This is a genomic window from Paenibacillus ginsengarvi, from assembly GCF_003626695.1.
In the GTDB taxonomy this organism is placed as follows: Bacteria; Bacillota; Bacilli; order Paenibacillales; family NBRC-103111; genus Paenibacillus_AB; species Paenibacillus_AB ginsengarvi.
The window spans coordinates 1-1,702 of record NZ_RBAH01000067.1 but is presented as its reverse complement, the minus strand read 5'-3'; the positions used below and the strand labels follow the sequence as shown (position 1 = coordinate 1,702).

Below are 1,702 nucleotides of genomic sequence, written 5' to 3'. Positions count from 1 at the left end.
AGAAGGCGTTTCTGAAAAGCGTCGATCCAGGTAACGTCATCACGTGGAGCCTCGGCGAGCTGACGAGTACGGCGGCGGATGCGAGTACGGCGCATTTTCATATCGAGGGCGGCACTCATAAGCTGAAAGCTTTGCGTTCCCGCTTCAAAGGCGGCAAATATGCGGTGACAGGCGGCGGCTTTGGCGGAAGCAATTATTTGTTCATCGGCTCCGTGATCGAGGAAGGTGTCGACCGTTCGGCGCTGCCTGCGGAGACGGGCCCGATCCGGCATAGCTCCGGCAACATAACGATATGAACGAGGTTTTGAGGAAAGGAGCCGTTGACGAATGACCGATAAAACAAATAAGAACCGGGAGCCGGCGCACGAAACCGGACCGGGCAACCGTGTGGACAACCCTGCGGAGGCGGCGATCAGCAGAAGAAGCCTGCTGCGGACGCTCGGGATCGGCGGGGCGGTACTCGCGGGTACGGCGGCGCTCGGAGCGGATTTGGCGTATGCCGGCAGCTCCTTGTCCGGCGCCGACCTATCCGGCGATGCGGCACTTCAGGTGGCGAATGTAGCCGAATTGATGGCGCTGCCCGCCGATTCGCTCAAAGATGGGCTGCACGTATACGTAGGCGGGTATAACGCCATCGGCGACGGGGGCGGCAAGCTCGTCCGTTGGGTAGCGAACAGCTCGAAGGCGGATAACGGCGGAACGGTGCATAACCCGGCGGCAGGCAAGGAAGCGAGATGGGCGATAAGCGGAAGCAGCCCCGATATGCGTTACATTGACGGGGGCTATAAGGGCCGGTTCGAAGTATTACATAACGGAGTAGCGGATTTCCGCTGGTTCGGCGTATTCGGACCGGCACAGGAGCCGGACGCTGCGCTGGACGCGATGGTGAACGACGAGACGATTCACCGGATCGAAGCGCACAGCGACCTCAATTTCAAGAAGCGCCACGTATATCATCGCAGCAACATCGAAATCGACTTTCTGCATCATACGGTGACGACGGAAGGGATCGAACTGAATACGATCGACAATCCGTTCGGGGCGGTGTTGTTTTTCCAAGGAACGCAAACGGGCGTGACGCAAACGGTGACGTTGGCGGCGAACGTGGAAGAGTATTCGGACATTTACGAGGTGGCGGATTCGTCGGTATTCGAGGTCGGCAGCTGGTGGCATGCGCAGGTGAAGAACAATGCGGGAGGCAGCGCGCAGCGCGAGCTGGACTACCTGGTGAAGGTAACGGAAGTGTTCGATGCGACGCGCGTGCGGCTGAACTACAAATCCGGCTGGCAGCTGGCGGCGGGCCGGCAAATCACATACAAAAAAATCAATCCGGCGATCGGCTGCGTTGTGAAAAATATGAACTTCGTCGGTGTCCCGGTACCGCCGAACGGAACGAGCCAGCGTCCGACGCCGGACTGGGATATGCTCGGCTCGAACCCGGTGGCGTACGAATACGCGGTGGAATGCGACGCGATCGGGATCAAGGCGACGAAAGTATTTTGGCCGGTTGTCATGCGGCGGTACAACTCGCACTACATAACGGAGCGGTGCCAGCTGATGAATCCGGAGGAGCGAGACTGGGGCGGAACGGGTTATTTGACGCAGCAGATCAACGTGTTGTACGGGCATATCAAGGACTGCAACACGAGCAACGCGCGCCACTTGAACGACTTTACGTGCGCGGCGTACTGCCTGGTCGAGA

2 protein-coding genes are annotated in these 1,702 nt (G+C 59.2%); both read left to right on the top strand.

The features are described from left to right. Nucleotides 1–296, top strand: a 296-nt coding sequence (locus D7M11_RS36675; RefSeq protein ID WP_205127171.1) for a hypothetical protein, incomplete at its 5' end; no start/stop codon positions are given. 31 nt (nt 297–327) lie between these two features. Further along, nucleotides 328–1,702, top strand: a 1,375-nt coding sequence (locus D7M11_RS36070; protein WP_205127170.1) for a hypothetical protein, incomplete at its 3' end; no start/stop codon positions are given.